Here is a 26391-nt window from a genome sequence, read left to right on the forward strand (position 1 = left end):
ATGACTCACTAGAAATAGTGCTGATAAGAATACTTAATTAGTATGATAATTAATTCCCCTATCTCAAAACTAAAAACTTTATATTACTTTGTTTTTTGTGTATTATCACTTTCTTCTTTTATTATCCAAGCCCAAGAGAGTCAGCCTTCACATAACAACACCATAGCTAATATTGATTTAGCTAAAAAAAAGTGTAACTACTACCTAAACCTCTCTCGAGAAGCCTATAATAAAGCTAATGTTGAAGATTTTAAAAAGTATAACGATTCTATTTTATTAATTACTCAAAATTTTAAAGAGTTAAAAGACGTAGAAATAAAATCTATTATAAATCATGGTATCTACTATAATGTTACTGATTCCTATGAAAAAGCTCTTGTAGAGTTCCATAAAGCTCTTGATTTTAATAAAGCTAACCTCAATAACGAAGTAACAGAAATTAACATATTAGTTAATCTTGCTAATGTTTACAGTCAAATAGACAAGCCTGATAAAGTAATTGCTTACATGGAAAAAGTACTTGCTTTGACTGAAAAAAATAATGTATCTGATATTATTAAACTAGCGGCATACAACGGACTAGGCAATAGCTATACTAAAAAAGAAAATTACGAGAAAGCACTAGCTTATTTATACAAAATGAAAAACTTGGCTGAAAACATAAATAATGTTCAAGCTGTTAATACCGCTCTTGATAATATTGGGTATTCTTATTTTCAACAAGAAAAGTGGGACAAGGTTATAAAAACAGCTAAAGAATCATTAGCGTACTCTAAAAAAAACGGATTACCTAAAAGACCTGTTGCTCTCCTTAATTTAGGAATGTCTTACGTTAAAAAACAAGAAACTAACAAAGCTATACCTTTATTAAAAGAAGTTTTAGTTATAGCCACTAATAGAAAAGATCTTGAGCTAGAAAAGGAAGCTCACTTACACTTGGCTAAAGCTTATAAGTTATTAGGTGATTTTAAAAACTCTCATAAAGAACAAGAAAATTATGCTGAAATAATGAAGGTTTTATTGAAGGAACAGTCAAATGCTGCTCTTCTTGATTTAAAACATGATTCCGATACTGAAAAACAGAATATAGAATCAAAATTAAATTCTTTAGCTTCTATTGAGAATAAAAAAAGTAATTTGCTTATTGGTGGCGGAGTTTCAATTGTTTTTTTAGGAGGATTACTCTTTTTTTATATCCGCAAAAAGAAAACCATTGAAGCCGACCGTGAGCTATTTAAAAAAATAAATTCCTTACTTCAAAACGAAAACAAAGCTTTAAAAGCCAAAATGCTAGAGTTTGCCACTGTAAAAAAAGAACAATCTCCAAAAACTGTTCAGTACAAAAATTCTTCTTTAACAGAAAAAGATAAAGATTACTACATGAAATTGATTCTTGATTATATGGAGACAAAAAAACCTTATCTTGATTTTGAAATTAATCAATCAGAATTAGCTTCTAAACTCTCTATGAGCAAGCACCACCTATCTGAAGTTTTAAACCTTTGTTTCGATCAAAATTTTTATCAGTTCATCAACCTGTATAGAGTAAACGAAGCACAAAAGATAATGAAAGATCCTGATTATAAAGATTATAAAATTTTAGCAATTGCCTACGAAGCTGGTTTCAAAAGTAAAACCTCCTTTAATCGTGTTTTTAAAAATCATACTGGGTTTACACCTTCTGATTTCCGAAAACAACAATTAAGTGAACTGACTGTTTAATCCTTTTTTAAGTTTAGATATAAAAACTAATTTAGTTTTTCAAAAAGAAAAAATAAAATAAACTCTGGTAAACCTGAAATTAAACATTGTAAGTATCTACAGGTTTTTCACCTACAATCTCCTTATAAACATTGACAAAACAAATAATTAATAAATTTTAAAGAAAGAAAATCACAGAAAAATGTAGGTTTTTTCTGTGATTTAACCATTTACTACAGTTTGTTATAAAGTATTTCCATCCTTCTTCTCACTTACTGTATCTGAATCTCCACTTGTAGATTCTACTGTAGAAGCTGCCGCAAATCCTCCTTGAATAATGTTTAAATCTTCTTGATTCATCATTTCAATTCCTGATAATGTCTCTAATTGCATGATCTTAATTTTTATTGTTAATGCTACTTCTTATATAGGTTTCACTTGCCCTAATTTTTTGTTCCCTAATTTTTACTATTGTAAAGTATTTCCGTCCTTCTTCTCACTTACTGTATCTGAATCTCCACTTGTAGATTCTACTGTAGAAGCTGCCGCAAATCCTCCTTGAATAATGTTTAAATCTTCTTGATTCATCATTTCAATTCCTGATAATGTCTCTAATTGCATAATCTTAATTTTTATTGTTAATGCTACTTCTTATATAGGTTTCACTTGCCCTAATTTTTTGTTCCCTAATTTTTACTATTGTAAAGTATTTCCGTCCTTCTTCTCACTTACTGTATCTGAATCTCCACTTGTAGATTCTACTGTAGAAGCTGCCGCAAATCCTCCTTGAATAATGTTTAAATCTTCTTGATTCATCATTTCAATTCCTGATAATGTCTCTAATTGCATGATCTTAATTTTTATTGTTAATGCTACTTCTTATATAGGTTTCACTTGCCCTAATTTCTTGTCCCTTAATTTTTACTATTATAAAGTACTTCCGTCCTTCTTCTCACTTACTGTATCTGAATCTCCACTTGTAGATTCTACTGTAGAAGCTGCCGCAAATCCTCCTTGAATAATGTTTAAATCTTCTTGATTCATCATTTCAATTCCTGATAATGTCTCTAATTGCATGATCTTAATTTTTATTGTTAATGCTACTTCTTATATAGGTTTCACTTGCCCTAATTTTTTGTTCCCTAATTTTTACTATTGTAAAGTATTTCCGTCCTTCTTCTCACTTACTGTATCTGAATCTCCACTTGTAGATTCTACTGTAGAAGCTGCCGCAAATCCTCCTTGAATAATGTTTAAATCTTCTTGATTCATCATTTCAATTCCTGATAATGTCTCTAATTGCATGATCTTAATTTTTATTGTTAATGCTACTTCTTATATAGGTTTCACTTGCCCTAATTTTTTGTTCCTTAATTTTTATTATTATAAAGTATTTCCGTCCTTCTTCTCACTACTTGTATCAGAATCATCTCTTTCTGATTCCACAGTTGAAGCTGCTGCAAATCCTCCTTGAATAATATCTAACTCTTGCTTGTTCATTAATTCAAATTTTCCTAAAGTTTCTAAATTCATAATTCTTGTTTTATGGTTAATTCACTGGTTTTAAAAAGGTTTCTTTTGATTAAAGTTTAATCGTTCAAAAAAGATTACTGCAGTACTATATTGCATATTTTTCTTTTTTAAAAAGTGTCTCCACTTTTAGATCCTAGAACCAGCACTACAGTAATATTTGTTGAATAATTTGAAAATCTTCTTTGATTTAACACTTTAAATTCTCTAAACCTTAGAATAAAGAAGAATACTTTGGCTGACCGATATAATCTACTTTTCTTGAAGGTCTATCTGGGTCTCCTAATTCACTAATAGATTCATAAAATCCTCCTTCTACTGTTTCTAAATGATCTTGATTTAACTTTTCAAATTTTTCTAAGTTTTCTAAATTCATAATTAGTATGTTATTAAGTTTTACTACTTCTTTTTATTTATTTATTATTATTATGCTCCTAGCTCTAACTGGTTTTTAACCAGATTAAAGTATTTATGTTTATTTTTTACTAAAACTTTGTGATTCCCTTGCTCTATAACTTTTCCGTCTTCTAAGACCAAAATCTGATCTGCATTTTTTACTGTACTTAATCTATGAGCAATTACAAAAACTGTTTTTCCTTTAAAAAACTGATTTAAATTATCCATAATCATACTCTCGTTATTCGCATCTAAAGCAGAAGTAGCTTCATCTAGAAAAATATATTCTGGATTTTTATATACGGCTCTTGCAATAAATAGTCTTTGTTTTTGACCACCACTTAACTCTAGTCCAGTATTTCCTATTTTGGTATCAAACTTTAGTGGTAAACGTTGAATGAAGTCATAAATGCATGCTGTTTTTGCTGCAAATTCGAGTCGTTTCATATCTGGTTCTTCATCAGACAATGCAATGTTCTCAGCAATTGTTCCACTAAATATATGTCCATCCTGTAATACTACTCCGCATTGATCCCTCCAATCATCTGCATTTACATCTTTAAAATCAAGATTGTCGAGATTTATTCTCCCCTCTGTTGGTTGATAAAATTTTAGTAATAATTTCATCAAGGTTGTTTTTCCGCTTCCACTTACCCCCACAATTGCAGTAACACTTCCAACAGGAATTTCTAAATCAATGTCTTTAAGTATGTACGGAGCATTACTTCCTTCGTATTTAAAACTTACACCTTTAAGAGCAATTTTATTTTTTAGTCCGTTTGGTTTAATCATTAAAGGTTTGTTCTCATCTTCTTTTTGGTGAACCTCATCCATTCTATCAAAAGATATTTTTGCCTCCTGAAGAGCTCGTACAAAATCTACAACTGTTTCAAATGAATTTGTTAATTGACCAAGTATGTACCCTACACTTAACATTACCCCCAGTGTCATTGATTGGTTAATTACCCAGTATGCACAAATAAATGTTATCAGTATACTTTTAATATGGTTAAACCCTCGCATTCCTACTTCTTGAAACTGATCTATCCGTAGTCCTTGTAATTTTATATCGTGCAACTTATACTGTATCTTTTTCCACGCAGATACTTTAACTGCTTGAGCATTGTTTATTTTAACCTCAGTCATACCTGTGATTAATTCAATTAATGCGTTTCTATTTTCTAATTCATTGTTAAAAGCAATATAGTTGAGTCTTTCTCTTTTCTTATTAAAAAACAACATCCATCCGACTGAGAGTAAACTAAGAACCAGAAAAACTATGAATACGGTAGTGTTTAATATTGCAAGTTGGATAGATAAAGCTACAATCAAAAAAAAGGTAAATATTGATTGAATCATTATATGATTCAAAAATCGTTCTATTTTATTTTGCTCATCAATTCTTTGAAGAATGTCTGTGTATAATCGTGTGTCAAAAAACTTGATTGGTAGTTTTATAATTTTATATAAGAAATCTGTTATAATTTTTAAACTTACTGTAACTCCAAGTTTTATTAATAAAACTCCTCTAAACCACTCAAAAACAACTTGTCCTAGAAACAATAGTGATTGAAAAAGTAGTACCACCCATACAATATTTAGTTTCTTTTTTTGTACTCCTTCATCTAATAAATATTGAATCGTCATTGGAAAAATAAATGCTAAAACTGAAGTAACTCCTAAAATAGCTACAAGTTTAACTATTGGTTTCTTATATGTTTTATAATACGATTTTAAAAACTGTAGCCCTCTCTTTGTACCGTTTTCAACCTTCTCTGGCTCTACATCAAAAAACTTTTCTGTTGGTTGGAGTAGTAGGGCGATTCCCTTTCCTTCTGTTGTTTTCCAAAACTTTAAAAACTCTTCTTCTTTTAGTTTTAATTTCCCATGTCCTGGGTCAAGAATATAATAAACATTGTTTTTAATTTTTTCAAGAACAACAAAATGATCATGATTCCAATGAAGAATTAAAGGATAAGGAACATCTGATTTTAAGTTATCAACAGTGATTTTTACCCCCATAGCTTTTAACCCTAGCTTTTCACTTCCCTGAATAAGATCTGAGAACGAAACCCCTGTTCTAGTTATTTCACATCTCTTTCTTATTTCTTCTAAAGAATATTCTTTACCATATTGAGAAGCAATCATTCTAATACAGGTTGGTCCACAATCTGTTACGCCTATTTGGTGATAAAATTTCATGTTTTACTTTTTTAACTTACTACTTTATAGAAATAATCATCTACTTTTTCTAATTGATGGGTGTAAAACTTACTGTAGCGCAGTTCATCTTCTTTATAGTCGAGAACTCGATCTGGATTTACTTTCCATAGTTCCTTAAACTCACTAGTTTCTATTACTTCTCTTACGTCAACATCATTTATATTGCCATAATCATTTAAGTGCAACAAACAGTTCTTTAAATTTCCGTCCCAATTAATACATACTCTTTTGTTATAATAGGTATGATAGCTCTTAGATTCTGTAAAGTATTTTACATTTACGATGTAGTTATTATCAGGAAAATGTTTCTTGTGTAAATCAGAATAAATATTTTCTTCTAAGTAATTAACTTGATTTTCAAATTTCTTTGAGAACATCCCCGATGTTGGATAATTATGAACAATGACGTAGTCTAATTTCTGATTTTCTTCAAAAATATTTTCAACAGTATCTTCAATGTTTTCAACATATTCAACAATTAAACTAACAGATCTAAATACTAATCCTTTTGTGTAGCTAGAAAACTCGACTATATCATTACAATCTCTTACTCTTAATCGCACTTCAATATGGGAACATAGGAGTTCGTCTAACTGATATATAAGTTTTTGTAAAGAATATTTAGGGTCATTAAAATCATACTCTATAACTGCAGTATTAATTTTATTTGGTGTTCGCCATTGCATAGACATTTTTGGATACTCTTGATGATCAAAAGTGATAAACCCAAAATCATTTTTTAAAAGAAATTCTATATAACTTTCGAAAATTATTCTTTCTTCTGGCTTAACTAAATCTTTAACCTCATTTATAGATTGAGTTTCTAGTTTCTCTAAGACATCATATAAACTGTTTGGTATAAACTTGATGTCTGATCGCTGGAGATTGTATATTGTGCTTCTCTCTTTTCCCTTTACAGCTACATTATGGGAAAATAACTTAAAGTACTCTGTTCTTTTCATTGATCTTAAGTATTTGTCTTAAAAATAAATTTGAGTTCGGTTTGTAATTACTGTAGTTTATAAAACTTCTCATGGATCTGTGCTTTGTTGATGAACTAAATCGTACTTCTGAATACAATTCTCTAATACTGTTAGTAGGGTCAACATGCATGTAGTGATAATTCAAAGGAATCCTTTTTAGAACCTCCCAATCATCGGTTATCGGACTTAATTTTTCACTTCTCATAATTTTCATTTCTGTTTAATTAATATATTCTAGCACTTTTCTTACATTTCCGCATTTCTCTAATTGGTGCTTTAACCAGTTTTTTATTTCGTATTCTAAATAGTAGTTCCCATAGTTACCTGGAGCTAAAAATTGTCCTACTGGATTTACTTCTATGAACTTAAATCCGTTTTCTGTTTTTAATATATCTATAGAACCTGTGTTTAAATTAATGCTTTTCATAAAAACACGAAGCTTATCTTCAATATCTTGTGGTAATTGATAATTTACCCAGTGAATATGGTCTGTATAGTAATTTAGTTTGATATCTACATTCTTTTCTGAATTTGTAGTAATTGCTGCTGTTGAAAAGATTTTACCATCCAAATAAAATATTCTAATTTCATGAAGAGATGACACTTTTTCCTGAAACAAGGTTGGAAAAAACTTATCAGGAGCCTTTTCTACCATTTCTTTCTTAAAAGTTGTTGTATAAATTGAATAAGTTTCTTCTCCTTTGATAAAGTAATTTGAGAAATAAAGAGGTTTACTTATAATTTCTCCATCATTTCTATAATAAAACTTTAACAACTCTTCTTTATCATTTGTTACAATTGTCTCTGGACAACTCAAACCAGCTTTTTTAGCATAATCTAAAAAGATTAGTTTGTTTTCTCCATAAGTTGGCATTTCAGGCATGATGATTTTATCTTTAAAAAAGTACTTTAAATACTCTAAAAAAGTTTTTATTTCTGAATCTGCTTCCTCATTAACTTGTTCTAAGATTTTATTGTTCTCACCAAAAGGAATGTAATCTAATATTGAATAAAACCTTCTGTACCAAATAACATCGATTGCATCTTTTATACTTTTTCCTTCTATTAAGATATCGTTGTTAATTACATCAACACAATAAGACACTTTTTTGGTTACTAAGTCTTCTAAATTTAACTTAAAAAAAGGAACATTATCTTCTAATAACCAATCAACAACTGGATCGGTACACTGCTCATACATACTATAGGTTAATACTAAAATCATAATCTTATCTTTTTAATTTACTCTGTTTCTAATTGAAGAATTTGTTCTTCTATTTCTTTTCTTTTTTACTGTTTTTCTTCCAAAATTATATCTCATCGAAAACACTATTCTTCGTGCGTCATAATAATTTTCATTAGTTCGTCTATACCCGGTGTTTTCTGACAGATTAAACTTGTACTTATCTGTTTTTAAAATATCCTGAATAAAGAGGCTTAAATACCAGTTGTTAAACCTTTTGGACAAACTAAAATCCGTTGAAAAAACAGGCGATAAAGTACTTTGAGTAAGCGGACCATACCTGTTGTAATAAAAATCTATACATGCCTCCAAACTCTTATCTTTTAAGAAATAGTAGTAATTGTACGATCTTAAATCTAACTCTAAACCATCCCTAGTAAAGGCCTCATTAAAAGAAGGTATAGCTATAAGTTTTTTATAACTTGCATTTGCAGTAAATTGACTTTCAAATCTGCTATTCTTAGTTGAAAAATTATATAAATATGTTCCTCCAAACCTTTCATAAACCCCATAATTATCTCGATAATAATTCAAAACATTATCTGGTAATACTCTCGATAACTGACCTATCACATCTCTCTCTTTGCTATAGTTAAAAATAAAGGTGTGCTTAGAGTTTAACACATACGACAACTCTGTTGTAAAGGTTCTAGAGGGGTTGAGAAATGGGTTTCCTTCTGAATAGATTTGAGGAGTCACGTAATTTCTGAATGGATTTAGCTGCCAGAATCCTGGGCGAACAATTCTATTATTTAATGATACACTTAATACATGCTTTCTATTGGGTGCGTATTTCACATAGGCTGAAGGAAACACATTCTTATATTTGTTAGTATTGATTGATTTTGTGGTTTTCTGATTTCCTTTCTGGTAAGTGCCCTCAACTCTTAAACCTAAACTATAGTTCCATATCTGACTTGGGTTATACTTTATAGATATATACCCTGAAGTAACTTTTTCTTCAAAATTAAATAGATTACTCACATCAGGATCGATTTCATAAACTCCAGAATTATACCTTCTTAAAATAATTTCGTTTTCTGTATTTGTTTCATAATATTGCCCTCCTAAACTCAGGTTCCATTCATCATTTAAAACCTTATAATAATCTGCTTTAACATTTATATTATCAATATACTGAGTAACATCAGATCGAAAATTATCTACACTTAATAAGCTAGGCTCTGACGAATTGTTTAAAAAGTTATTGTTCTTTGTATTTTGAGTATTTTCGTACTTAAAATAATTTACATCCCAACTTAAAGTACTTCCAAGACTATCTATTTTAAATAAATGATTAAGGTTAAAATTATAATTTAACTTCTTTTGACTTCCGTCTGCGGTAGTTGTAGTAATTGAATCTAATGTATTACCTGTGAAATAGTTACTGTAGGTTCTGTTTTCAATACTAGGTTTGTTATAATTTACATCAAATAAAAACCCTAATAAATGTTTGTCTGATAAATTGTAATCTATTCCTAACTTTGTTCCTACAATGGTGTTTGATGGCAATAACCTATCTGTGTCGTGAGTGGATGTGTTTATATTATTTGGAAAATATTGCTTTGATTGTTCTTTAACGTAACTTGTTCCCTCTGAAAACCATGTAGAGTTATAGACATTCCATTTATCCTTATTATAATTTAGATTTACTGAAGTTTTAAAAGCTGCATATCTTGATTGTCTAAAGATATTTGAAATGGAACCTACTAACCCTTCTTGAGGATTCGCTTTTAAAATTATATTCACAACTCCATTTCCTTGTGCATCGAACCTAGCTGGAGGGCTCGTATAAATTTCAACTTTGCTAATTCTATCTGCGGCTAAATTTTTCAAGTAATTTGTTAGCTCATCTCCAGAAAAATTACTCTTCCTACTATTTATATAAACCACCACATCATCTTTACCAAGTATACCTAACCCTTTATTTTCTTTTACTGATAATAATGGTGCTTTTTTAAGAGTTTGCCAACTATTGGAGTTTTGTACAAAACTTCTATTAGAAAGATTAACAACAAAGTGATCAGAATGCTTTTCTATTAACTCTTTTTTCTTGGTTATAACAACCTCATCTAAAGTATTCGAATCAGGCTGAAGAGCTACCTCACCAAAATCTACATCTTGTTGGTTATCAAACTCTTTTTTAATAGTTTTATAACCTAAAAAACTTATTTCAATATAAACAGGCTTATTTTTTTCAACCTTAACATCAAACTCCCCATTATCATCTGTAATAACACCTTTCATCAAAGATTTATCTGAACTATCGTAAACAATTATATTCACAAAGGACAATGGTTTATTCTCTTCATTTATAACAGTTCCTTTATATGTTATTTGGGAAAAAACTGTAATACTTACAAATAATATTAATAGTGTTAAAAGTTTATTTTTCTTCATTGTCTTTTTTATTATATTCCAAATTTAAATGATCACTACAGCTATCTTATTACCCAAAAGTGTAGTTAATTCGCTGACTACCAATAACTACACTTTCGGGTAGCTTTGATTTTTTTACCAAACTCTCATCCATCGATTTAAATATTAAATGCTTATTTTTTCTATAGAACTCTATTAAACCTGAATAAGTCATACACACAGGTATAGTCTCTGACCCTAAGTAATTCACCGACTCTCCGACCACAGTAGCTTCTATTCCTAATATTCTTAAAACCCTCAATAATTTACTATCACACTCTGCAAAAGCTACGGAATTTTCTTTTTCACATATTGGTGTTATGGCACAGATCATGAGTTTTTTGAAAAGGTTTATATCACTCACTTCTTTTTTTATTGCGAATCTACCTATATGCCAAATTGTTTTCAAAGGAGACATCCCTGCAATCTCTATTGGGTTTATCCCAAATATTTTTTGAATTGGTAACTTTTTTGAGTAATCCCATCTTAATACTCTTATTGCTCCTTCAATTTCTCCTTTATCTCCTTTTGAAACAAAAACTTTCGAACTCTTCAAAAAACCTAACTCTTCCTTATAAATAGATTTAACACTTGAATAATCATTACTAGGTAAGTTTCCTTTTGTATGATGTTTAAAGTTCTCTTTAACTATAAATTCAGCTAAATTTATTATTTCACTTGATGATAATATTTCTAAGGATGTGTTTTTAAAAGTCATAACATTGTGTTTTATACTTCCAAAACTATCTATAGACCTAAGCTTTTAAATTACACTAAAGTGTAGTTAAGTGTTTGATTATCAAAAAACTACACTTTTGTGTAGTTTTATTAGACCTAATAATATACTTTTTAGTAGATTTGTTGGGACTCTTCAATATTTTTAATTATGAAAAACAACATCAATGATTTTTTCTCGATGAAAAACACTGTTGATAATATTTCTGAAAGTGAACTACTTAAAACATCTGATTATTTAGCTCCTATCAAAGCTTTTGCTCGAACTACTTATAAAAGCATTTATATTATTGACTATCAAAAAAAAGGATTTGAATATGTTTCTGACAACCCCTTATTCTTATGTGGTCATACAGCTGAAGAAGTAAAAGAAATGGGGTATGCTTTTTATTTTAAATATGTTACACCACCCGATTTAGATTTACTTTTAAAAATAAATACAGTAGGGTTTGATTTTTTTGAAAAACTACCTATTGAAGAAAGGTTACTTTACACAATTTCTTATGATTTTAGTATTAAAAACCAAGAGAAAAAAAACATTTTAATAAACCAAAAATTAACTCCTTTATTTTTAAGTAATGATGGTAAAGTTTGGAAGGCTATATGTATTATCTCTTTATCTACAGAGCAACACTCTGGAAATATTAAAATATACAAACAAGGAGACAACAAAATGTTTACTTATAATCTGGAAGGTGAATATTGGAAAACAGAAGAAAAAATAACCCTTACAAATAGAGAAAAAGAAATCTTACAATATTCTGCAAGGGGTTTTAAAATTAATGAAATAGCCGAATCTATTTTTGTTTCTCCTGATACTGTTAAATTTCATAGAAAAAAATTATTTGACAAATTAGAAGTCGCCAACATAACAGAAGCTATTTCTTTTGCTACTAATAATAGACTTATTTAGCTATTGATAGATGACAAGTAAAATTCAGGAAATTTTTTTACCGATTTCCCTGTAGAAATATTAAATAGCAAGTGCGTACAAATGGACGCCACTAACCATGACGCAACAGATAATTGAGGAGGAGGTAATATTTTTTTTTCTTTTTTATACTCCTCTATAACATCCTCTATCCATTTTTGAGGTTTTCCCCAAAACTTCATATAGCTTACTGCATATTCTACCATTTTCACTTCATTAAACTTTTCTTCTTCCTTAGCTATTGATTCTAGTGATAAACTATCAGGAGTAATTACAGAAACTAAAGCTCCCCAACCTAAATTATATGGATGAATAATTGGAATCCCTTTATCCCTACAAATCTTATCAAATATTAACGGTATGTCAGATGTAAAATCTAAAGCATTTATCGCTACTTTGTGTCCTTCAATTATTGAGTGTATATTTTCTTTTGTAATAAAACAATTATAAACTGTAATGTCTGCTTTAGGATTAATAGACAACAACCTTTGAGAAAGAGCTTCCACCTTATCAGTTTTAATATCTTTTTCAGTATAATTCTGCCTATTCAAGTTTGATAGCTCAACCTCATCCCCATCAACAATAGTAATTTTTTCAAAACCTAACCTTAAAGCACACTCAGCAATATTACTACCTATACCACTACCACCTAATAAGATTGGATAATCCTTTATCAACTCTTGTTCTTCTGGTTTAATATATATTCTATTTCTACTATACATTGATTCTTTCTAAGGTTTATTTAAACAAAAATAACTAAACATACCTAATCAAACCTTACACTAAAGTGTAGTTATTAAAACATTAATACACCTCTTAAGAGCTCTTAATATTTTTAAAAATAAAAAACCTTGGAACTACATGATTCCAAGGTTTTACAACTAACTCTACAAATCTAACATACTTGCTTTACAAGAATGCTATTCTTTTAGTAAAACTTCCTCAAAAAACTTGTCTTTAAGTTTTTGGTAAGCTTCCAAATTATTGTGATAATTCTCACGTAACCTATCGTACTCTCCTAAATAAGCCATGTCACACTGAATATCATCACACTCCGCTACGTTAACATAGGTGTTTGAGTATGACAAAACAGTTTTATAAAGCTCATTGTTTATTTTTTTTCTCTCAGAAAAAAGCTTCAATGTTTCTTCAGAAATGGTTTTATTTATTAAAGAGTGTTCATGTAAGCTTAAAAGATTGTCAATTTCTTTATTAATATATTGCAATTGATCTACCCATCCTTTTAATTCTACATGGTTGTATTTATGTACTACATCTATATCGCTACCGTGATTATTAAGTGTCATTTTTTTGTCTTTAAATTAAGGTGCTAAAACTCTCTTCCCCCTCTTTTTGAGTTACTTTTAAAATTTCAACCTCTTTCCTTCCTCCTGGTAAATCCCAGTGAACTACATCGTTTAAAGCATAACCAAATAAAGCTATGCCTATTGGTGTTAAAATGGAAATCTTGTTGTTTTTCAAATCCTTTTCAGTTGGTTTTACAATCTGAATAGTTTTTTTCCAATCATCTCCAGAAGTTATAGTCACAACAGTATTTAATCGTACCACATCATCTAGCATTTCTTCTTCATCTAAAATTTTAGCCGATTTTAATTCTTCAGCAAACTTATCTAGTGATGTTTGTACTTTACCTTCTTCAGTATGCTCTGAAACATTTAGCAAACTCTTAATGTACACATACTCTTTTTTCTCTAAAACTAAACTTCCGTGTTTCATTTTACTTCTTTTTATGGAAAAATACCTCGTTGAACATAAGCCTTTTCAATACGCTGTATAGCTATGCAATAAGCTGCTTTTCGCATATCTACACCTTCTAATTTTGCATAGTCTGAAACTCTGGTATATGAATCTTTTAGTTTCTTATCTAATCGTACAATAACCTCTTCCATATTCCATAACTCACCATTACGGTTTTGAAGCCATTCAAAGTAACTAGTAATTACACCACCTGAATTACATAATATATCAGGAATTATTGTTACTCCTCTTTCTAAAAGGATTTTTTCTCCTTCTACATTTATAGGTCCATTTGCGCCTTCTGCTATTAAATTAGCTTTAATTAAGTGTGCGTTATATTCAGTTATTTGGTTCCCTAAAGCGGCAGGAATACAAATATCACAGTCAATAGCAAAGAAGTCTTCCTTTTCTATCTCTGTTGACTCTGGGTACCCAACTAAACTTCCGTTATTAGCTTTTGTATAGTTAAAAAGGTCTTCTACCTTGATTCCACTTGTATTTTGAATACTTCCGTAAGCATCTTGAACTCCTGTCATTTTAGCTCCTTCTTTTTCTAAGAAATAAGCAGCCCAATACCCTACATTTCCAAAACCTTGAACGATAAAGGTTTTACCTTCTAAGGTTTGGTTATTTTCTTCTATCCAAAACTTAATTGTTAGGAACACTCCGTAACCTGTAGCTCTGTCTCTTCCTTCTAGACCTCCACTACCAATTGGTTTTCCTGTAACTACATGTTGATTCATTGAACGTTCTGCAGGAGCCTTAGTACTCATATATGTATCTGCCATCCACGCCATAGTTTGAGCGTTTGTGTTTACATCTGGAGCAGGAATATCATGTTCTGGCCCAATATTATCTCCTAAAGCAAACGTAAAACGTCTTGTAATTCGTTCTAATTCATCTTTTGAATATTTAGCAGGATCAATTTGTATACCTCCTTTACCTCCACCATATGGTAAACCTGCCAAAGATGTTTTCCATGTCATCCACATAGCCAGAGCTCTTGCTGCATCTATATCTACCGTTGGATGATAACGTAAACCTCCTTTATATGGTCCCAAAGCATTGTTGTGCTGTACACGATATCCTTGAAAAATTTCAACATCACCATTATCCATCTTCACAGGAAAATTAACAATGATTTCGTTATTCGTAATACTTAATATTTTACGAATATTAGGGTGTAAACCAATTTGATCAGATGCACTATTAAACTGCTCTAATACATTATCAACCATTCCTCTAGCATTCTTTCGCTTCGCTGGTTTTTTTAATTCTTTGGTTAATGTCATCTCACTTATGTTTGAATTTATTTTACTTTCTGATACTTCACTTTTTGTATTATTCATACTTTATTTATTAGTAAGCTTTTCTTGTCTTAAGCAGTTTGAACTTGCATTTCTGGGCTTACAACTGCCTCTTCTTTCTTCTCTTTCTCTACTACTTCATTTACCTCATTATACTCACTACACGACCATACCTTTTCTTTAGATTTGGTTAACACACATATATTTACTTCTATACATGATGGACAAATATTAAAAGGATTCGTATTCATAAATTACATTTATTTTATTTTCATCTATAAAGGCAAATGGCATGCCGACGAACATGCCAAAAAAGTAAAAAACCTCTGAATCCCTTTATTTACAGAGGACTCAGAAGTTTATTTGAAATTTGATTTTAAAGTTGAAGTGGGGAGTTTCTCCTCATGTGGAGAAAAAACTCTCAAAAAAGATGTTTTATTCTTTTAGCTTTTCTCGCAGTGTCTTACGATCTATTTGGAGAATTTTTGCCGCTTTTGTTTTATTATTATTAGTTGCATTTAATACATGTTGTATGTGACGCTTTTCCATTTCTTTTAAAGATATCAATCCTTCTTCAGAAAAATCGACATTATATTTTAATGAATCAGGTAAGTGCTCTACCTCTACTATACGATCACACATAATTACCGCACGTTGTATTATATTTTCTAACTCCCTTATATTTCCAGGCCAATTGTATCTTTGAAGTATATCTGTAGCTTTGGGACTTATTTTTATGAACCTATCCTTGTATTCTATTCCATATTTAAATAGAAACTTTTCCACCAACATAGAAATATCCTCTTTCCTTTCTCTTAAAGGTGGCACCTCTATTTCAACAACTGTTAATCTATAGAACAGATCTTCTCGAAACGTTCCTTTTTGAATCATTTCCTTTAGGTTATTGTTTGTTGCTGCAATAACTCTAACATCAACTTTTTCTGCTTTTTGAGCCCCAACCTTTACAACTTCTTTTTCTTGTAAAACTCTTAATAATTTAGATTGTACATTTAAAGAAGCATTACCTATTTCATCTAAAAAAATAGTTCCTCCATTTGCCGCTTGAAAAAAACCATTCCTATTACTTTCTGCTCCTGTAAAAGCACCTTTTACATAACCAAATAATTCAGATTCTAATAAATTTTCAGGAATTGCTCCACAGTTTACAGCTATATATGGCCCTTTAGCAAACTTACCTTCATAGTGTATTGCTCTTGCTACTAATTCTTTACCAGTACCACTTTCACCTTTAATAGAAACTGTAGCTTTATTATTTTTTACTCGATCTATTATTTGGAAAATTTCATTAATCTTTTCTGAAGCCCCTATCATGTCTCCATAAAAGTCTTTCTTCTCTTTTTTTTGAGCAGCACTTTTCTTACTTATTCCTGATTTTGCTAATGCATCATCCATTGCCGTTTTCAACTCGTTTTTAGTAAACGGCTTCGTTAGGTATGCTACTACACCTGACTTAATTGCCTCTAGTGAATCTTGAACAGATGGATATCCTGTTACAATAAGTTTTGGTAGCTTTGGATAATGCTCTGAGACAAATTTAACTAGTTCAAATCCATCTACTTCAGGCATTTTTAAATCAGTTATTAGCAAATCAATTGGTGTATCTCTTAAAATTATAACTGCTTCTTTAACCGATACCGCCTTGTAGGTATGATAATTCCAAGACTGTAAATGTCGATGTAACAATTCTAAAATATGAACATCATCATCTACTATTAATATATTTTCTTTTTTTAACGGCATTTCTTTTATTTTGGTAACCTAACCTCAAAGATAGCACCTTTTTCAATGCCATTTTTAGCAGTTATTGTTCCTTTATGACTCGATACAATACCATGCACAACACTTAATCCTAGCCCTGTTCCTTCTCCTGTTGGTTTCGTTGTGAAGAAAGGTTGAAACACTTTTTCAAGAGCTTCATTACTTAAGCCTATTCCTTCATCAGAAATCCTTAAAATAACTTCTTTATCTGTTTGGAATGTTTCTATGGTTACAAGCCCGTTTTTAGGTGAAAAATAAATAGCGTTTATAATAAGGTTAAAAATAATTTGAGTAAGTTGAACTGTATCTGCTCGCAACCATAATTCTGACTCCTCAACTTTCACTAAATATTTTACAGATTGCCTTCTAAAAGTAGCGTCCAGTAAATTTATAGCATCTTTTATACTCGGAATTATGTTTACTTTTTTCATTTCTTGTGGCATTTCACAAGCAAAATACATGAGTTTTTTTACTACTTCTCTTGAAAAAATTGCACTTTGAATAATTTTATCTACATCTGCCAAAGCCTTTTCATTACTAGACATATCTGCTTTCAATAGTTCTGAATAACCTAATATATTAGCTAAAGGAGTATTTAATTCATGGGCAATACCAGCGGTTAATTCTCCTAAGATTGATAAACGATCGGCATGCTCCATTTTACGTTTCATCGACAACTCATTGTTCTTTATTTCAATACGCTCTAAAAGTCCTCCTATTTTTATAGCAACGGTATCAAATAATTCTTTTTCTTCCTTTAGATATAAATTGTCCTTAAGTTCCTTTCCTTTTATAAATGCTGATATTTTCCCTTTAGGAATATTAAATACTGAAATAGGACTTGAAATAATACAAAGCTCTTCCTCGGTTTTACTTCCCTCTTCAGAATATTTTTCCGTATCAATAAAAACTCGCGTGTTTTTTGGAAACTGTAATGCTTTTTTTAAACTTTTAGCTATAGCTTTTAAAGCTACATCAACTTGATCTAGGTTTGCATTTATTATTAAAGAGGTTACTTCATATAAACAAGTTAGCTCTTTTATACGTTCTTTTAGTTCTTTTTCTGTTGCGCTTGCTGATCCCATTAAGTAGTTGTTTTACTCTGATAAACTCTTTTACTTTCTGAGAATAAAAATACAAAATAACTTTCCTCCACTTACTTCATTTATAAAAACTACTACAATATATATTCTCTTTTATGCTTTACCTATTTTATGTAAATTCGTAACTATGGAATTACTTTTTATAGGTTTGGCAGGAGGTGCCATTATATCCTATTACATTTTTAAAAAATTCACCTCAGCAAAAAGAAAAAATTTAACCGAAAAACAATCGGTAGTTCTGCTTGATAAGATTAAAAAAGTATCTAAATTAATTACTGTTGAAGGAGAATTTGCCGAGATATATCATCATGAAAATACCAAAGAGAAGTTTTTAGGACTTGTTACGAGTAAGAAAAAAGCTATTATTTTAATTAATGCTAAAGTTCATATTGGTTTTGATTTTAGAAAAATAAAAATGTATACGGATACTAAGAAAAAAGTATTAGTTCTTTCTGAATTTCCGCAACCCGAAGTATTTTCAATAGAGCCTAACTTACGTTTTTATGATATTCAAAACGGATTACTTAACAAATTTAGTTCAGAAGATTTAACTGAAGTAAATAAAGAAGCTAAAGATCATATTCTTCAAAAAATACCTGAAAGTAATTTAATGCAAACAGCAAATAAAGAAGCCTTAGAAGCTGTTACCTTAATGCAAAATTTAGTGGAAACTATTGGATGGAAACTAGACTACACAGCTTTAAAGATTCCTGAATCAACTCAAAACTTAATTGAATAATGAATATTGAAGAATTTCGTAACTATTGCATTACCAAAAAAGGAGTAACTGAACATTTTCCTTTCGATGATAATGTTTTAGTATTTAAAGTAATGAATAAAATGTTTGCTTTATCGGGTATAGATAGCTGGGAACAACATGAGCCTAAGGTTAATTTAAAATGTGAACCTGGGCGTGCTTTAGAATTAAGAACTGAGTACGAAAGTATTAATCCAGGTTTTCATATGAGTAAGAAACATTGGAACACGGTTACTTTAAACAATGATGTTTCTGATACTTTTGCTTTTGAGTTGATTGACCATTCATATGAACTTATTGTAAAAGGGTTAACAAAAAAACTTAAAGAAGAATTAAAATCGCTATAACCCAATGCTTAAATCTGACCTTAGAAAATTATACAAACAAAAAAGAAATGCCCTTACTCAAACAGAAAAAGAAAAATTACAAGAGAGCATTTACCAACAAATATTCGAGTTAAAAACTGATGATATTTATACTGTACATTTGTTTTTATCCATGCGTAAGTTTAATGAAATAGACACTCAACCTATCATCGATTTTTTTAGAGATAAAGGGAAAAGAATTATTGTTAGTCGTTGTAATTTTGAAGATGACTCACTAACTCATTTCTATTTTGAAAAAGACACCAAACTAGAACTCAACAAATTTGGAGTTCCAGAACCTATAAAAGCCGAAGAAGCTAATGTAAAAGACATCGATTTGGTTTTTGTACCTATGTTAATTTCTGACGAACAAAACTATAGAGTTGGTTACGGAAAAGGGTTTTATGATCGGTTTTTATCAGAATGTAGAGAAGACACTCAAACTATCGGACTCAACTTCTTTTCTCCTATTAAAAAGATAGAAGATACCCATGAATTTGATGTCCCATTAAATTCTGTGATATATCCAAAATAAAAAATCCCGCTAAGAGCGGGATTTTTTATTTTATATAACTAACGGATTATCCATTCATTGAAATCAGGAACTCCTCGTTATTTAATGATCTTTTAATTCTATCTTGAATAAACTCCATTGCTTCAATAGGGTTCATATCTGCCAAATATTTACGTAATACCCACATACGTTGTACAGTCTTTTCATCTAATAATAAATCATCACGACGTGTACTCGATTTAATTAAATCAATTGCAGGATAAATTCTACGGTTAGCAATGTTACGTTCTAATTGTAACTCCATATTACCTGTTCCTTTGAATTCTTCAAAGATAACCTCATCCATTTTCGAACCAGTTTCGGTAAGTGCAGTAGCAATAATAGTTAACGAACCACCATTTTCAATATTACGAGCTGCACCAAAGAAGCGTTTTGGTTTATGTAATGCATTCGCATCGATACCTCCTGATAAAATCTTACCAGATGCTGGTGCTACTGTATTGTATGCTCTTGCTAAACGTGTAATAGAGTCTAATAAAATTACAACATCATGCCCACATTCAACTAATCGTTTTGCTTTTTCTAACACGATATTGGCAACACGTACATGTTTATCAGCTGGTTCATCAAAAGTAGAAGCAACTACTTCACCACGTACACTACGTTGCATATCAGTAACCTCTTCTGGGCGTTCATCAATTAATAAAACAATCTGATAAACTTCAGGATGATTCGCTGCTATTGCCTTTGCTACATCTTTTAGTAATACCGTTTTACCAGTTTTAGGCTGCGCTACAATCATACCACGTTGTCCTTTTCCTATAGGAGAAAACAAATCGATAATTCTAGTTGATAATGAACTTCCTTTTTCTGCTAAATTGAACTTTTCATCAGCAAATAACGGAGTTAAGTGTTCAAAAGAAACACGGTCACGAACAATGTTCGGGTTTAATCCATTAATTTTTGAAACTCTAATCAGTGGGAAATACTTCTCTCCTTCTTTTGGAGGACGGACATTACCTCTAACTGTATCACCTGTTTTTAATCCAAATAATTTTATTTGAGACTGTGATACGTAAATATCGTCAGGTGATGATAAGTAGTTATAATCAGAAGAACGTAAGAATCCATATCCATCAGGCATCATTTCTAATACACCTTCACTTTCAATAATTCCATCAAATTCAAAATCTGGGTCACGGTATTTGTTACCACTCTTATGATGTTGTTTATTACTGTTCTGATTTTTATTATGCTTATTACCTCTGTTATGGTTTTTATTATGCTGCTGCTTTTGCTGTTGAGGTTGTTGCTGTTTTTTATTATCGTCTGAAGCTTGAGTTTGCTTCTTCTCTTCTTGCCTTTTCTTAGGCTTACTAACAACTTCCTTTTTTTCTGGAGCTTTATTTACTTCTGGTTCTTTAACAACTTTACTTTCTGGCTTTTCTGTAGTAGTTTTAGCTTCAGTCTTAGTTATTCTTTTCCTTTTTGGCTTATCTGCCTTAGGTGCTGGTTTTGGTTTTGCCTCATTAGCACTTGCTTCTGCTTGCGCATCTAAAATTTTGTATACCAAGTCTAATTTTTTAAGTTGACTAATCTTGGTTAATCCTATTGATTTGGCAATAACTTGTAAATCAGCTAATTTTTTAGTTTTTAATTCCGAAATATCGAACATTCGTTAAATAATTAAGTTACTAAAATTCCTTATGTATAAAGAATTATTTTGTATTAAGTTTTGTTTTGAGTGCTAATTATATAGGGGCTATATAATAATTTTGTGCGGTTACATACAAGGCAAATATATACAAATATTTTAACTTCTAATATTTCTTTTTAAAAAAAGAAGTATTACATTTGCTACCCGATAAAAAATTATGATACAAAGAATACAATCTATATACCTATTAGTGGCAGGAATTATCTCTGGAGGATTGACTTTTCTATTTAGTCTTTGGAGTAACTCTCAAACTAACACTATATATATATTAGATTTGTTTTCTGGAAACTCAATTCTAGAAAAAAGTATTCCTGTTTTATTTTTTATCTCGGCTTTAGTAGCTATTGCAACAATATTTTTATTTAAAAATCGTCAGTTACAATTTGTTCTAAACCGCTTAAACATATTGATAAATCTTTTTTTATTAGGAGTATTGATATATTTATCACAAACATTATCTGGAGAAGCTTCGGTTTCTGAGAAAGGTATTGGGATGTTCTTTCCTATCATTGTTATTTTGCTGTTAGTTTTAGCAAATAGAGCCATTAAGAAGGATGAAGATCTTGTAAAATCTGTAGATAGATTACGATAAACCTAACATCTTAGTATATTTAGTGCGAAAAAAACCGAGGTTTAATCCTCGGTTTTTTTATTTTTGTTCCTAGCATATTCAAGGCCTACAGCTTTAAATGTTAAAGAAATGTTAAAAAAAACTCAGGGTTAACCCTGAGTCATTAATGAAACGATTAGGGATATTGTGTATTGTACACACTGTTTTAACCTCATAAATTTGTAACTGTAATAACAACCATGAATTACAACAAGATAAAAGTTCACATAGCAGATGACCATAAGATTTTAATAGACGGAGTCATTGCTTTATTAAATACTGAAGACGACATTGAAGTTGAGGGTTTTTCTTTAACTGGAAGGCAAGTAGTAAACTGGTCTTCTAAAAATACAGCAGATGTATTAGTTTTAGATATTAACATGCCTGAAATGGATGGTATAGAAGTTTTAAAAACGTTTAAAAAACGTAACACAACAATTAAAACAATAATACTATCTAGTTTAAGCGACCCAAAACTTGTTCAAGAAATGATTGCGTTAGGCGCTAATGGCTTTGTAGATAAAAGTCGAGCTAATGAACAAATAATTGATGCTATTAAAGTTGTACACAACGGCATACAATATATTAGTGAAGATATTAAAGTAAAATTATTAGACCTATATGCTTCAGATGCAAAAGACGAAGATGAAACAGAATTTTTGCATGGAGATTTAACTGAGAGGGAAATTGCTGTATTAAAGTTAATTGCTAAAGAGAAAAGCTCCAACGAAATTGCAGATCAGCTCAATGTCAGCATAAAAACAGTAGAAACATATAGAAGTAATTTATATAAAAAATTAAAAGTAAAAAATGTAGTAGGTTTAGCGATGTATGCAGTGAGAAACAAAATAGTGTAAAGACATAATCAACCCTTCAAATTTTCTTTAGTCCCCCAGATTAAGAAGAAGCCCCCCGAGTCTATACACTTTATGCATCGCTAATCAACTACTGCTAATAACAATAAACCCAATAGCGATGTACGCGTTATTTAACATAGTATAGAAAACCCCTTCATTTTGTTTTCTTTTATCCCCTAAGAGATATCGTCCCCCGTCTCTTAACATCTATCCTAAGTACATCGCTATTTTTTAAAAAAAAGAAGTCTAATCTCAATAAACACCAATAAGTCATGAAAAAATTTACTCCTTATTTCCTAGCTTTGAGCCTTAGTGTTATTTTCGCTTCTTGTTCTTCTAACGAAGCGGAAGTTATAGAGAATAATCCTGAAAGCTTATTACAATCATATACACTTAAAAGAGATGCTACTGGTGCTTATTCTATTGATTTTAATACAACAGAAAACACAGATGTAACTACAGTAACTAATGTGGACAACTCTAAAGAAATAATTTTAGCTGAAACACCACAAAAAACAGCTACAAAACACAGCAATGATTTTTCTATTAAAAACGACCATTTAAAAATAGGCTTTTTGGAAGCTAATAGAGGCAAAAAAAGACACGTTTATATAGAAGATGATAATATAACACTTTCAAGAAAAGGAACAGACTCTACTCCTAATTACCTAATATCGTACACCATAAGTGTTAGCAATGACGGTAAGTACAATTTAGATTTTGTTGTTGCTGATAAGGTTAAAACAATGTTTGTATATAATAATACTAAAGACACTTACGAAGTTCATTTATCTGAAGATATTGCCCCTCTAACACAAGCAAACTTTAGTAGTGATATAGAAGAAAAAAATAGTTTTTCAATAGATTTAAATATTTCCCAAGGGGAAAAATTAAATCTTAACTTTGTTAATTACTATAAACTACAACAAGAAGTTAGTGCTAGAACTGAAGAGGTTGTTGCTTCATATACAATAGAAGAAAAGCCAAGAACCTCTGTTGATATTTAAATTTAAAATGAGAAGTGTATTATTTTTATCGTATTTTCTTTCTATGCTTACAATAGGTAACTCGTACTCTTTGAGTACTGTATATCCTAAAATAAATGATAGTATAAATGTAGAAAAGAAAACATATTTACAAAAAAATAATGTTGATTCTCTTTCTCTTAAAGAAAGCTATAATAACTTATACCAACTATACCAAAAGGAAAAATATACTGAAGCCTTAAATAAAGCTCTAATTTTAGCCCAAAAAACAAAAAATAATGCCGAATTAGATTTTTCTACTAACTTATTAATAGCTGAAATTTTTCAAAATTTAAATGTTAGGAATAAATCTATCTCTTATTATTACAAATCTTTGAACATTCTTAATTCATTTGAGTCAAAAGATGAATTTTCACCAATGGCTTCTATTCCTCCCGAATCATATGCTAAAGTTCTAATTGGATTAGCTGGCAATTATCAATTAACAAACGAAATTGATAGTGCTAAAGTTTATTATAAAAAAATAATTCAATTAAACTCTCTCAACAAAGAGGTTCAAGATATACGAGCTAAAGCATACAGTAATTTATCTGGTATCTATAAAAAAGATAACTTATCTCTAGCTAAAGAATACACAAATAAAGCTATAGAAATACATAAAAATAATGACAATAAAATATCTGAAGCTTCTGCCCTAAATAATTTAGCTAACATATACTTACATGAAAAAAATTACAAAAAGGCCAAAGAAGTATACTTTAGAGGATTAGAGTTATTAGAAATGAGTAATAGTATAAAGGCTACTAAATTTAAAGAGGATTTATATTTTAATTTAGCATACACTTTATACCTTCTTAAAGATTACACTGCTTATGATTATCAAGAAAAATCTTACAACATTAAAGATAACTTGAGAGATAAGGAAATTAGAAGAATGGTTGAGCAAATTTACACTCAACATAAAGAAAACTTAGAAAAGGAAAAGACCGCCCTAGTAAAAGAACAACGAAAACTAGAAGAAGCTCAAGAAGCTAAAACCTCTATGCTCTTTGGCGCCTTAAGTTTTTTAGTCTTAATTATTTCGGGAGTAATCATATATAACTATAAACTTCGTCAGAAAAATCTACGCCTTAAATTATCTGAAAGCAAACTTATACAACAACAAAATCTTGAAAAAGTTAAATCAGAAGCACAAGTTAAAATTCTTAATGCTACAATAGACGGAAAAGAAACTGAACGAAAACTCATTGCAGAAATATTACATGATAATGTTAGCGCTTTGCTTTCATCTGCTAATATGCATTTAACAGCTACAAAAAAACAATTTGACGGTGATACTCCTCAAGAAATAGAAAAAACACAAGCTATAATTTCTGAAGCTTCGCAAAAGGTTAGAGATTTATCTCATAACTTGGTTTCCTCAATTCTATTAAAATTCGGACTTGAATACGCTATTAAAGACGTCGTTAAAAAGTATTCTAACAGTCAATTAAAACTAGATGTTTCTGCAAAAAACATCAACCGATATAATCAAGAATTTGAAATAAAAATATTTAATGTGATTCAAGAGTTAATCAATAACATATTGAAACACAGTAAAGCCAAACATGCACAAATAGATTTAAAAGAAGAGAATAATCAACTAACCGTTCTCGTTAAGGATGATGGGGTAGGATTTTCTACCTCGTCTTCTTCTTTTTCTGATGGTATTGGTCTTAATCAAGTTGAAGCTAGAATTCACATGATGGATGGTAAATTAACTATAAAATCTGAAGTAAATGTAGGCACTTCTATACACATCAAGGTTCCTATACTAAAAAAAGAAAAAAATCTTAGCAAGCTAACCTCTGTTAGCTAGTTCAATAACTTCCATATTCCTTATACTACCATTATCTATTTCAAAACGCAACATAGTTCTAACTTTATGAAATCCATGATTTCCAGCTGCACCAGGGTTTAAGTGAAGTAAATTTAGTTTTTTATCGTATTGAACTTTTAAAATATGTGAATGCCCACAAATAAACAACTGTGGTGTATTTTCTTTTAATCCACCCCTAACCCTTTGATTATACTTATTTGGGTAACCTCCAATATGTGTTATCCAAACTGAAACACCATCAATAATAAATTTATTATCCAACGGAAATTCTGCTCTAGCATCTTTATCATCAATATTCCCATAAACAGCTCTAAGTGGTTTAAGCTTTTTTATTGCATCAGTAACTTTTAAATTACCTATATCTCCTGCATGCCAAACCTCATCAGCTTGCTTTACAAACTTTAAAATTTGTTCATCAATAAAACTATGTGTATCAGAAAGGAGTAAAATCTTCTTCATTAGAGCAAAACTAATGAATTAAAAAGTAAAAATCCACGACATTACATCATGGATTTCTTTATACTAAGGGGATATTAATGAAAGGGGAATTCACTATCGTTTTCTATAAAGGTGACAAAAATAACACAAACATTACAGTT

General features: G+C 30.1%; 31 protein-coding genes. 9 read left to right on the forward strand and 22 right to left on the reverse strand.

Annotated elements, in window-relative coordinates:
- The first annotated feature begins 42 nt into the window (after window positions 1-42).
- Complete coding sequence (locus ACTPNM_RS14150) at window positions 43-1722, forward strand: tetratricopeptide repeat protein (RefSeq protein WP_440122441.1); 1680 nt, start codon at window positions 43-45, stop codon at window positions 1720-1722.
- Window positions 1723-1944: 222 nt separating this feature from the next.
- On the opposite strand, the gene ACTPNM_RS14155 is transcribed toward ACTPNM_RS14150, so the two are convergent.
- The 13 genes from ACTPNM_RS14155 to ACTPNM_RS14215 all read right to left on the reverse strand — a co-directional run bounded on the left by ACTPNM_RS14155 (window position 1945) and on the right by ACTPNM_RS14215 (window position 11212).
- Window positions 1945-2094, reverse strand: a complete 150-nt coding sequence (locus ACTPNM_RS14155) for a hypothetical protein (RefSeq protein WP_415269497.1) — start codon at window positions 2092-2094, stop codon at window positions 1945-1947.
- Window positions 2095-2169: 75 nt separating this feature from the next.
- Window positions 2170-2322 carry a hypothetical protein gene (locus ACTPNM_RS14160; RefSeq protein ID WP_415269496.1) on the reverse strand — a complete coding sequence of 51 codons (153 nt, stop codon included), beginning with the start codon at window positions 2320-2322 and terminating at the stop codon, window positions 2170-2172.
- 75 nt (window positions 2323-2397) lie between these two features.
- Window positions 2398-2550: a hypothetical protein gene (locus tag ACTPNM_RS14165; RefSeq protein ID WP_415269496.1), complete on the reverse strand. Its 153-nt coding sequence runs from the start codon at window positions 2548-2550 to the stop codon at window positions 2398-2400.
- 78 nt (window positions 2551-2628) lie between these two features.
- Window positions 2629-2778 (reverse strand): hypothetical protein, encoded by a 150-nt coding sequence (locus tag ACTPNM_RS14170; RefSeq protein ID WP_440122442.1) that lies wholly within the window; start codon window positions 2776-2778, stop codon window positions 2629-2631.
- Between the two features lie 75 nt (window positions 2779-2853).
- Window positions 2854-3006: a hypothetical protein gene (locus tag ACTPNM_RS14175; protein WP_415269496.1), complete on the reverse strand. Its 153-nt coding sequence runs from the start codon at window positions 3004-3006 to the stop codon at window positions 2854-2856.
- Between the two features lie 78 nt (window positions 3007-3084).
- Window positions 3085-3234 (reverse strand): hypothetical protein, encoded by a 150-nt coding sequence (locus ACTPNM_RS14180; protein WP_415269495.1) that lies wholly within the window; start codon window positions 3232-3234, stop codon window positions 3085-3087.
- Window positions 3235-3445: 211 nt separating this feature from the next.
- Window positions 3446-3607 (reverse strand): hypothetical protein, encoded by a 162-nt coding sequence (locus ACTPNM_RS14185; RefSeq protein WP_415269494.1) that lies wholly within the window; start codon window positions 3605-3607, stop codon window positions 3446-3448.
- A gap of 50 nt (window positions 3608-3657) precedes the next feature.
- Window positions 3658-5829: a peptidase domain-containing ABC transporter gene (locus ACTPNM_RS14190; RefSeq protein WP_440122443.1), complete on the reverse strand. Its 2172-nt coding sequence runs from the start codon at window positions 5827-5829 to the stop codon at window positions 3658-3660.
- An 11-nt stretch (window positions 5830-5840) separates the two neighbouring features.
- Complete coding sequence (locus tag ACTPNM_RS14195; protein ID WP_440122444.1) at window positions 5841-6812, reverse strand: hypothetical protein; 972 nt, start codon at window positions 6810-6812, stop codon at window positions 5841-5843.
- A complete protein-coding gene (locus ACTPNM_RS14200; RefSeq protein WP_440122445.1) occupies window positions 6790-7038 on the reverse strand; it encodes a hypothetical protein in 249 nt (82 codons plus the stop codon). Before ACTPNM_RS14200 ends, ACTPNM_RS14195 begins: the two co-directional genes overlap by 23 nt.
- Before the next feature lie 15 nt (window positions 7039-7053).
- Entirely contained in the window at window positions 7054-8058 is a 1005-nt protein-coding gene (locus ACTPNM_RS14205; RefSeq protein WP_440122446.1) for a hypothetical protein, read from the reverse strand.
- A 12-nt stretch (window positions 8059-8070) separates the two neighbouring features.
- On the reverse strand, window positions 8071-10476 hold the full coding sequence (locus ACTPNM_RS14210; RefSeq protein ID WP_440122447.1) for a TonB-dependent receptor domain-containing protein: 2406 nt from the start codon (window positions 10474-10476) through the stop codon (window positions 8071-8073).
- 49 nt (window positions 10477-10525) lie between these two features.
- Window positions 10526-11212: a hypothetical protein gene (locus tag ACTPNM_RS14215; RefSeq protein ID WP_440122449.1), complete on the reverse strand. Its 687-nt coding sequence runs from the start codon at window positions 11210-11212 to the stop codon at window positions 10526-10528.
- Window positions 11213-11380: 168 nt separating this feature from the next.
- Between ACTPNM_RS14215 and ACTPNM_RS14220 the strand changes: the two genes are divergently transcribed.
- Entirely contained in the window at window positions 11381-12142 is a 762-nt protein-coding gene (locus ACTPNM_RS14220) for a response regulator transcription factor (RefSeq protein WP_440122451.1), read from the forward strand.
- On the opposite strand, the gene ACTPNM_RS14225 is transcribed toward ACTPNM_RS14220, so the two are convergent.
- From ACTPNM_RS14225 to ACTPNM_RS14255, 7 genes are all read right to left on the reverse strand, one after another.
- Window positions 12139-12882 (reverse strand): ThiF family adenylyltransferase, encoded by a 744-nt coding sequence (locus tag ACTPNM_RS14225; protein WP_440122452.1) that lies wholly within the window; start codon window positions 12880-12882, stop codon window positions 12139-12141. The genes ACTPNM_RS14220 and ACTPNM_RS14225 overlap by 4 nt on opposite strands.
- A 198-nt stretch (window positions 12883-13080) precedes the next feature.
- Window positions 13081-13467, reverse strand: a complete 387-nt coding sequence (locus ACTPNM_RS14230; RefSeq protein ID WP_440122453.1) for a hypothetical protein — start codon at window positions 13465-13467, stop codon at window positions 13081-13083.
- A 10-nt stretch (window positions 13468-13477) separates the two neighbouring features.
- Entirely contained in the window at window positions 13478-13897 is a 420-nt protein-coding gene (locus ACTPNM_RS14235) for a GreA/GreB family elongation factor (RefSeq protein ID WP_274641141.1), read from the reverse strand.
- Between the two features lie 11 nt (window positions 13898-13908).
- The gene (locus tag ACTPNM_RS14240; protein WP_440122839.1) at window positions 13909-15210 is read right to left on the reverse strand and encodes a Glu/Leu/Phe/Val family dehydrogenase; all 1302 of its coding nucleotides are present in this window, start codon (window positions 15208-15210) and stop codon (window positions 13909-13911) included.
- An 86-nt stretch (window positions 15211-15296) separates the two neighbouring features.
- The gene (locus ACTPNM_RS14245; RefSeq protein WP_440122454.1) at window positions 15297-15476 is read right to left on the reverse strand and encodes a hypothetical protein; all 180 of its coding nucleotides are present in this window, start codon (window positions 15474-15476) and stop codon (window positions 15297-15299) included.
- Between the two features lie 184 nt (window positions 15477-15660).
- A complete protein-coding gene (locus ACTPNM_RS14250) occupies window positions 15661-16986 on the reverse strand; it encodes a sigma-54-dependent transcriptional regulator (protein WP_440122455.1) in 1326 nt (441 codons plus the stop codon).
- A gap of 5 nt (window positions 16987-16991) precedes the next feature.
- Window positions 16992-18089, reverse strand: coding sequence for a sensor histidine kinase (locus tag ACTPNM_RS14255; RefSeq protein ID WP_440122457.1), 1098 nt, complete (start codon window positions 18087-18089; stop codon window positions 16992-16994).
- 145 nt (window positions 18090-18234) lie between these two features.
- Here ACTPNM_RS14255 and ACTPNM_RS14260 point away from each other — a divergent pair, with 145 nt between their 5' ends.
- From ACTPNM_RS14260 to ACTPNM_RS14270, 3 genes are read left to right on the forward strand one after another with little or no spacing between them, the layout of a single operon-like run.
- The gene (locus ACTPNM_RS14260; RefSeq protein ID WP_274641137.1) at window positions 18235-18846 is read left to right on the forward strand and encodes a DUF4230 domain-containing protein; all 612 of its coding nucleotides are present in this window, start codon (window positions 18235-18237) and stop codon (window positions 18844-18846) included.
- A complete protein-coding gene (locus ACTPNM_RS14265; RefSeq protein ID WP_440122458.1) occupies window positions 18846-19211 on the forward strand; it encodes an MmcQ/YjbR family DNA-binding protein in 366 nt (121 codons plus the stop codon). Before ACTPNM_RS14260 ends, ACTPNM_RS14265 begins: the two co-directional genes overlap by 1 nt.
- 4 nt (window positions 19212-19215) lie before the next feature.
- On the forward strand, window positions 19216-19764 hold the full coding sequence (locus ACTPNM_RS14270; protein WP_440122459.1) for a 5-formyltetrahydrofolate cyclo-ligase: 549 nt from the start codon (window positions 19216-19218) through the stop codon (window positions 19762-19764).
- Between the two features lie 46 nt (window positions 19765-19810).
- Here ACTPNM_RS14270 and rho read toward each other — a convergent pair whose 3' ends face one another.
- Window positions 19811-21418, reverse strand: coding sequence for a transcription termination factor Rho (gene rho / locus ACTPNM_RS14275; protein ID WP_440122460.1), 1608 nt, complete (start codon window positions 21416-21418; stop codon window positions 19811-19813).
- Between the two features lie 199 nt (window positions 21419-21617).
- Here rho and ACTPNM_RS14280 point away from each other — a divergent pair, with 199 nt between their 5' ends.
- The 4 genes from ACTPNM_RS14280 (at window position 21618) to ACTPNM_RS14295 (ending at window position 25771) form a co-directional block, all read left to right on the forward strand.
- Window positions 21618-22052: a DUF4293 domain-containing protein gene (locus ACTPNM_RS14280; RefSeq protein WP_440122461.1), complete on the forward strand. Its 435-nt coding sequence runs from the start codon at window positions 21618-21620 to the stop codon at window positions 22050-22052.
- A 218-nt stretch (window positions 22053-22270) separates the two neighbouring features.
- Window positions 22271-22927: a response regulator gene (locus tag ACTPNM_RS14285; protein WP_440122462.1), complete on the forward strand. Its 657-nt coding sequence runs from the start codon at window positions 22271-22273 to the stop codon at window positions 22925-22927.
- Window positions 22928-23199: 272 nt separating this feature from the next.
- On the forward strand, window positions 23200-23934 hold the full coding sequence (locus ACTPNM_RS14290) for a hypothetical protein (protein ID WP_440122463.1): 735 nt from the start codon (window positions 23200-23202) through the stop codon (window positions 23932-23934).
- A 7-nt stretch (window positions 23935-23941) separates the two neighbouring features.
- Window positions 23942-25771 carry a tetratricopeptide repeat-containing sensor histidine kinase gene (locus ACTPNM_RS14295; protein ID WP_440122465.1) on the forward strand — a complete coding sequence of 610 codons (1830 nt, stop codon included), beginning with the start codon at window positions 23942-23944 and terminating at the stop codon, window positions 25769-25771.
- Here ACTPNM_RS14295 and ACTPNM_RS14300 read toward each other — a convergent pair.
- Entirely contained in the window at window positions 25754-26251 is a 498-nt protein-coding gene (locus ACTPNM_RS14300; RefSeq protein WP_440122466.1) for a metallophosphoesterase family protein, read from the reverse strand. The genes ACTPNM_RS14295 and ACTPNM_RS14300 overlap by 18 nt on opposite strands.
- Window positions 26252-26391 lie beyond the last annotated feature (140 nt).

It is taken from the genome of Tenacibaculum sp. Ill, assembly GCF_051938915.1.
In the GTDB taxonomy this organism is placed as follows: Bacteria; Bacteroidota; Bacteroidia; order Flavobacteriales; family Flavobacteriaceae; genus Polaribacter; species Polaribacter larymnensis.

Excerpts from the sequence above, each read along its gene's own strand:
- ACTPNM_RS14280 (WP_440122461.1), top strand. The coding sequence starts at position 21,618 with ATGATACAAAGAATACAATCTATATACCTATTAGTGGCAGGAATTATC.
- ACTPNM_RS14160 (WP_415269496.1), bottom strand. The coding sequence starts at position 2,322 with ATGCAATTAGAGACATTATCAGGAATTGAAATGATGAATCAAGAAGAT.
- ACTPNM_RS14165 (WP_415269496.1), bottom strand. The coding sequence starts at position 2,550 with ATGCAATTAGAGACATTATCAGGAATTGAAATGATGAATCAAGAAGAT.
- ACTPNM_RS14180 (WP_415269495.1), bottom strand. The coding sequence starts at position 3,234 with ATGAATTTAGAAACTTTAGGAAAATTTGAATTAATGAACAAGCAAGAG.
- ACTPNM_RS14155 (WP_415269497.1), bottom strand. The coding sequence starts at position 2,094 with ATGCAATTAGAGACATTATCAGGAATTGAAATGATGAATCAAGAAGAT.
- ACTPNM_RS14230 (WP_440122453.1), bottom strand. The coding sequence starts at position 13,467 with ATGACACTTAATAATCACGGTAGCGATATAGATGTAGTACATAAATAC.
- ACTPNM_RS14190 (WP_440122443.1), bottom strand. The coding sequence starts at position 5,829 with ATGAAATTTTATCACCAAATAGGCGTAACAGATTGTGGACCAACCTGT.
- ACTPNM_RS14260 (WP_274641137.1), top strand. The coding sequence starts at position 18,235 with ATGGAATTACTTTTTATAGGTTTGGCAGGAGGTGCCATTATATCCTAT.
- rho (WP_440122460.1), bottom strand. The coding sequence starts at position 21,418 with ATGTTCGATATTTCGGAATTAAAAACTAAAAAATTAGCTGATTTACAA.
- ACTPNM_RS14300 (WP_440122466.1), bottom strand. The coding sequence starts at position 26,251 with ATGAAGAAGATTTTACTCCTTTCTGATACACATAGTTTTATTGATGAA.
- ACTPNM_RS14210 (WP_440122447.1), bottom strand. The coding sequence starts at position 10,476 with ATGAAGAAAAATAAACTTTTAACACTATTAATATTATTTGTAAGTATT.
- ACTPNM_RS14220 (WP_440122451.1), top strand. The coding sequence starts at position 11,381 with ATGAAAAACAACATCAATGATTTTTTCTCGATGAAAAACACTGTTGAT.
- ACTPNM_RS14285 (WP_440122462.1), top strand. The coding sequence starts at position 22,271 with ATGAATTACAACAAGATAAAAGTTCACATAGCAGATGACCATAAGATT.
- ACTPNM_RS14175 (WP_415269496.1), bottom strand. The coding sequence starts at position 3,006 with ATGCAATTAGAGACATTATCAGGAATTGAAATGATGAATCAAGAAGAT.
- ACTPNM_RS14270 (WP_440122459.1), top strand. The coding sequence starts at position 19,216 with ATGCTTAAATCTGACCTTAGAAAATTATACAAACAAAAAAGAAATGCC.
- ACTPNM_RS14205 (WP_440122446.1), bottom strand. The coding sequence starts at position 8,058 with ATGATTTTAGTATTAACCTATAGTATGTATGAGCAGTGTACCGATCCA.
- ACTPNM_RS14170 (WP_440122442.1), bottom strand. The coding sequence starts at position 2,778 with ATGCAATTAGAGACATTATCAGGAATTGAAATGATGAATCAAGAAGAT.
- ACTPNM_RS14290 (WP_440122463.1), top strand. The coding sequence starts at position 23,200 with ATGAAAAAATTTACTCCTTATTTCCTAGCTTTGAGCCTTAGTGTTATT.
- ACTPNM_RS14200 (WP_440122445.1), bottom strand. The coding sequence starts at position 7,038 with ATGAGAAGTGAAAAATTAAGTCCGATAACCGATGATTGGGAGGTTCTA.
- ACTPNM_RS14255 (WP_440122457.1), bottom strand. The coding sequence starts at position 18,089 with ATGGGATCAGCAAGCGCAACAGAAAAAGAACTAAAAGAACGTATAAAA.
- ACTPNM_RS14265 (WP_440122458.1), top strand. The coding sequence starts at position 18,846 with ATGAATATTGAAGAATTTCGTAACTATTGCATTACCAAAAAAGGAGTA.
- ACTPNM_RS14225 (WP_440122452.1), bottom strand. The coding sequence starts at position 12,882 with ATGTATAGTAGAAATAGAATATATATTAAACCAGAAGAACAAGAGTTG.
- ACTPNM_RS14195 (WP_440122444.1), bottom strand. The coding sequence starts at position 6,812 with ATGAAAAGAACAGAGTACTTTAAGTTATTTTCCCATAATGTAGCTGTA.
- ACTPNM_RS14185 (WP_415269494.1), bottom strand. The coding sequence starts at position 3,607 with ATGAATTTAGAAAACTTAGAAAAATTTGAAAAGTTAAATCAAGATCAT.
- ACTPNM_RS14240 (WP_440122839.1), bottom strand. The coding sequence starts at position 15,210 with ATGACATTAACCAAAGAATTAAAAAAACCAGCGAAGCGAAAGAATGCT.
- ACTPNM_RS14245 (WP_440122454.1), bottom strand. The coding sequence starts at position 15,476 with ATGAATACGAATCCTTTTAATATTTGTCCATCATGTATAGAAGTAAAT.
- ACTPNM_RS14250 (WP_440122455.1), bottom strand. The coding sequence starts at position 16,986 with ATGCCGTTAAAAAAAGAAAATATATTAATAGTAGATGATGATGTTCAT.
- ACTPNM_RS14295 (WP_440122465.1), top strand. The coding sequence starts at position 23,942 with ATGAGAAGTGTATTATTTTTATCGTATTTTCTTTCTATGCTTACAATA.
- ACTPNM_RS14150 (WP_440122441.1), top strand. The coding sequence starts at position 43 with ATGATAATTAATTCCCCTATCTCAAAACTAAAAACTTTATATTACTTT.
- ACTPNM_RS14235 (WP_274641141.1), bottom strand. The coding sequence starts at position 13,897 with ATGAAACACGGAAGTTTAGTTTTAGAGAAAAAAGAGTATGTGTACATT.
- ACTPNM_RS14215 (WP_440122449.1), bottom strand. The coding sequence starts at position 11,212 with ATGACTTTTAAAAACACATCCTTAGAAATATTATCATCAAGTGAAATA.